Genomic DNA, 5,031 nt, shown 5'->3' with positions numbered 1-5,031 from the left:
CCGATTCGGGGTAAGAACACAATAATTTTAATAATCCCTTGCGTTCCATCTCCTCAAAATCGATCCCCCAAGAAGAAGCATTTCGGGACAATTGGGCGCGAGATTCTTCATAAGCGAACAAAATCGCCCGCTCACCGCGCCTACAGCCTTCTTCCAGAAATTTACTAACTAAGAGAGTTTTACCCGTACCGGTTGCTCCTGTAGCCAAAATAATCGAATCCTTGAAAAAACCGCCTCCACACATATCATCGAGGGTTTTTACTCCCGAAGAAATGCGGACATTAGAGGAGCGCTGAGTTAAACGCATCGCACCGAGGGGGAAGATATTAATGCCATCATTGGTGATAGTAAAGGGATATTCCCCCTTCATGTGGGTTGTTCCCCGTAATTTGAGGATTTCTGCGGTTCTGCGTCGTCTTTCTCCCTCTAGCACGTTCCGCATAATTACCACATTATCAGAGACAAATTCCTCTACACCAAAACGCGCCACCGCTCCGTATTCTTCGATACGTTCCGTGGTCATAATTGAAGTCACTCCTAATAATTTTAGCCGGGCCACGAGCCGAAAAATTTCTCGCCGCACCACTGACACCGCTTCGTACTGCTGAAAAACAGCAGTTACAGAGTCAATTGATACCAGTTTTGCTTTATATTTGGTAATTGCGTATTGAATGCGCTCGATCAGGGCCGAAAGATCAAAACTACCCACCACCTCTTGACCTTCCGGATCCGGGGAAGCATCGAGAATAAATAACTTACCCTGGTCAATTAATTCTTCTAAATCCCAACCAAAACTATAGGCATTTTGGATAATATCGGTGGGAGATTCTTCAAAAGTAACAAACAGTCCCGGATAGTCAAAATACTTGATCCCGTGGTAGAGAAATTGCACAGCAAGCAGGGTTTTTCCCGTGCCAGAAGTGCCACTCACTAAGGTGGTTCGCCCCATGGGTAAACCACCGTGAGTGATCTCATCAAAACCTTCAATTAGGGTTCTAATTTTGCGAACACCTTTCGGTTTAATCGGTGGATTCAATTGGCTATTAGAGTTAGATTGAGTCATTATTTATCCAGCGAATATTTAAAGAGTAGGATTTTTATCTAATTTTTCCACAGAAACATATCAGGCCTGACTAGATACTTTATACCATCTTGATGTCCCTTGACTCTTGACTTTCCCATAAACGTACTAGATTACGCCCCGATCATTTCTCCTTCAATAAATATAACCCGTCTAATCACCTATTGCCGAAGGCCTAGCTATCATTTTCTCGTTCACGAATTTCCTCGTACAGTAAGTCTAAACCGATCAGAACCTTCTCTCGATCGGACAAATCACCGATAATTTTCCGCACCGGGGGAGGGAGGACTTTCGCGAGGGTAGGAGTAGCGAGAATCTTGTCTTCCTCCGCTAGTTGCGGGTTTTTCAGCACGTCAATCACCTTGAGCGCATACACTCCCTGAAATTCCTCTTCTAGGATATTTTTCAGGGTTTTCAAGGCACGCACGGAGTTGGGGGTATTGCCGGCGACGTACAGTTTTAAAACATAGGTTTTTTTAAAGACGCTCATAGGTTAAGATAAAAGGGGCTGGGGATACGAGTTTATTGTTATTTATTGGGGAGATTTTAGTCTATTCCCAATAATAAATCATAAGGGATATCCTCGCGAGGTATGGAACGACGATACATTTCCCCCAAGTGAGCAAGGATATCAATGAGAGCGAGACGATAATCTAGGAGAATTTCCTCACTTCTGCCTTCTAATTTTAACTGTTGGGAAAATTCATCCATTAACTCCATGTGAATTTCCAGAATTTGCGACACTGAGAGATCGGTAAAAAAGACATTATTAACCAACTCATCGATCGCTTGATTAATCGGATAATCCTGTTGGAAGTAATTTAAAATAATCTCCCGATAATCTCTTCTTAATTCCCGCAGTAATTCGTTTTTTTCCTCCGGGGCAAGATTGCGATAGAATAGCTGCGGGTTGCGTTTGTAGTAAACACCTAAATAGCCGAGTCTTTCTTTTAATTTTTCCGCTAAACGGCGCTGTTGTAGGAGGAGAAAACTGTGATTATTTTCCACGGGATTTGGTTGGTTAACAATCGTGGTAGGTTCGGAAAAAGAGCAATTAGGAGCTAAATGGAGAAATCGAGCGATCGCTTGGTCGATGACCGAGGTGATGCTGTCTAATTCCTTGACGGTAATTTGTAATTCGGCACTATGATAGAGACAGGTGGGAGAGTCATTCGTCTCGGCAGTGATGTTCTTGTCAGCGACAATGATCACTACTGGCAGTAAAATCCCCCCTTCGTAGAGTTGATTAAAAGTCGGCTGTAGGGAAGGATGAGAGACCACCAGCAAACAATCGATTTTTTCCTTCTCTGCCTCGATATTAGCCAGTAATTCGCTAGAAGAAGACCCTAGGGTTAGATTATAGCGTTCATTAGCCAATAAAGCCGTCAAAGAATTAACCAGCCCCGGAGGTGAACTCACTCCCGTCAAGGGTGGGTCCGTTGGGACAAAAGCATAAATAGTCAGTCTCGGAGGCAACGTTTTCTCACCCGCAAGGTAGATAGAAAATAACAAACTATAGGTTAGGCTTTCTCTGTTGAGAAGACAACCCCCTCGCCATCAGATCGGGGAAGTTAAAGTTAACTTTGCTTTTTGGCAGTGGGTATTGTAGTTAATTGTAATCAATGGAGCGGTCCTCTAGATGAGCAAGCGTCATAATCAAGGTAGATTCAAGTTCTAGGACTACTAATAGTTTGGCCATCAGTTTGTTAATTAGGGCTGGCTGAATAAATCTAAAAACCTTGTTGGATAATACTTTTAGACCTTTTTGAAATCCAAAAGTGCCGGGGATGGGAGTGAGCAGGGGGAAAATTCCGGGATTTTTGCCCTGAAAATTAGGTAATTGACCACCTGAAAATCGGTAAAACCCTATACCCTACACCCTACACCCTACACCCTGCCCCCACCGAAAAACTTTTTGCCGCAAACCCTAATTATGCCCTAAAGTTACCGCCACCGCCCACCCAATTATCCCCATGCCTAGCGTTACCCTCAGCCTCCATCACTTTAATCAATCCGTCACTGCCTGTGAATTAATTATTGACCGGGCAAGTCTTTGCGATTTAATTAATACGGGCAATCCAGAAGCGATCGTGGTGGTGGATGAGCGGTATTGTCCCCTAGGACTGATTGAGAGTCAAACCCTGATTGCTTACCTCCTCTATCAACAACAGCACCCCGAAACCAGAAACCCCTCCTCCAGCTGCCTGGATCTGAGCGGTTGGCTGCGTCCGATTATCCCTCTTAACGCTCGCATGGCCGTAAGTGAGTTTCTGGCAACCCTGACGGGAGAAGCGCTCGCCTTCGTCCCCATTTTAGTGGATGCTCAAGGCAAACTGTTAGGACGCTTAGACACGGGCAAACTTCTCCAATTTTGTCTCGGGTGCTCGATTCTCGATGATCCTCCCCCGCAGCCCCGCATCAGCGATCGCAATCCCCCCCCCCGCAGCGATCGTCCTCTGGAATTTCTGGAACAATTACCGCTGCCGCTGCTGCTCTACAGTCCAGAAGCGGGAATTTTATACCAAAATCAGGCTTGGTGTCAACAAATCGGGGCGGCTTTCCCCGCTAATATCGATAACTTTCCCTTTGCTTTGGTTAATGACCCCTTAACCCTCCAATCCCCCACCCCCCCCCTGTTTCCCCAGCGTCTAGAAACGGTGACATCGGGTTTAGCCAAGACTTGGCGACTGTTGTCCGTGCCGTTAAATTGGGCGGATAATTATCCCTTGCTCGAGAAAGCTTCGGGACTGTGGTTACTGTTGGCCACCGATATCACGGAACAACAGCAATATTGTCAGGAATTAGCGGTTAAAAATGCCGATTTAGTCCATTTAAATCGTCTTAAGGATGAATTTCTCGCCTGTGTCAGCCATGAGTTTAAATCGCCCCTCACCGCCGTGATCGGTCTCTCCAATCTGCTGCGGGAAGAAAAAATCGGTGAACTTAACCCCCGACAGTCGAAATATGCCGATTTAATCTATCGCAGCGGTCGCCAGTTGATGGCTTTGGTCAATGATCTCCTCGATTTAACCCGCCTAGAGACAGGACAACTAAAATTAACTTTATCTAGAGTCAAAATCGATCGCCTCTGTCAACGGGTGTACGATATCATCGTCGATAAGTATCCCCAACGTCTCGATCTCCCCGGCAGCTATCGTCTTGACATTGAATCAGGGTTAGATTATGCCCTGGCCGATGAAGCCCGTTTACAACAGATGTTAGTGAATTTGTTAGATAATGCGGTTAAATTCACCATTGATGGCGGTAATTTCGGCATTAAAGTCAATCGTTGGGAAAATTGGCTGGCTTTTACCGTCTGGGATACGGGGATCGGTATTCCGGAAGAATCCCAGCATCTGATTTTTCAGAAATTCCAACAGCTAGAAAGTCCTTTCACCCGTCAATTTGAGGGTGCTGGTTTAGGTTTACTCCTCAGCCAAAAATTAGCGCGCTGTCACGGTGGCGATCTATCCTTTGTCTCCAAGGACCGGGAAGGCAGTCAATTCACTTTACTGCTGCCGGTTCATCCCCAAGGTGCCGATCAGGAGTCCGCCACTCCCCAGCGTCTGGTGTTAGTGGTGGAAGCTAATCCCCAAGTGATCGAACAGTTTGTCGATCGCTTGAGTGAATTGGGATTAAAAGCCATTATCGCCCGTAGCGGCACTGAGGCGATCGAAAAAGCCCGTCAGTTAAAACCCCGTTGTGTTTTTCTCAATCCCAATCTACCCCTGTTGTCCGGTTGGGATGTGTTAACGCTGCTGAAATCCCATCCCCAAACCAAAGATATGAAAGTTATTGTCACCGCCGCTGATTCCGAGCGCAACCGCAGTCAACAGCAAGGGGCCGATAGTTTTCTGGTTCCGCCGATCACCTCGGCAGCTCTGCAAGCTTGCCTGAATCTGACCGTTTCCCCCATTCCTAGCCGCAAACGGCGCACTGCTCCGACTCTG

General features: G+C 46.2%; 4 protein-coding genes. 1 reads left to right on the top strand and 3 read right to left on the bottom strand.

The window, feature by feature from the left end; translation table 11 throughout:
• From kaiC to PX481_RS02180, 3 genes are all read right to left on the bottom strand, one after another.
• The coding region (kaiC, locus tag PX481_RS02190; protein WP_288093478.1) for a circadian clock protein KaiC at nt 1-1,063 on the bottom strand (1,063 nt) is incomplete at its 3' end.
• 193 nt (nt 1,064-1,256) lie between these two features.
• The gene (kaiB, locus tag PX481_RS02185) at nt 1,257-1,571 is read right to left on the bottom strand and encodes a circadian clock protein KaiB (RefSeq protein ID WP_002733742.1); all 315 of its coding nucleotides are present in this window, start codon (nt 1,569-1,571) and stop codon (nt 1,257-1,259) included.
• A 56-nt stretch (nt 1,572-1,627) separates the two neighbouring features.
• Entirely contained in the window at nt 1,628-2,557 is a 930-nt protein-coding gene (locus tag PX481_RS02180) for a circadian clock protein KaiA (RefSeq protein ID WP_288093476.1), read from the bottom strand.
• A gap of 497 nt (nt 2,558-3,054) precedes the next feature.
• Here PX481_RS02180 and PX481_RS02175 point away from each other — a divergent pair.
• The coding region (locus tag PX481_RS02175) for an ATP-binding response regulator (RefSeq protein ID WP_288093474.1) at nt 3,055-5,031 on the top strand (1,977 nt) is incomplete at its 3' end.

This window comes from Microcystis sp. M53603_WE2, assembly GCF_030065435.1.
The sequence above is the reverse complement of the archived record's forward strand: the minus strand, read 5'-3'. Positions and strand labels throughout refer to the sequence as shown.

Bases quoted from the DNA above. Each gene is read 5' to 3' on its own strand.
- kaiB (WP_002733742.1), bottom strand. From the start codon at position 1,571: ATGAGCGTCTTTAAAAAAACCTATGTTTTAAAACTGTACGTCGCCGGC.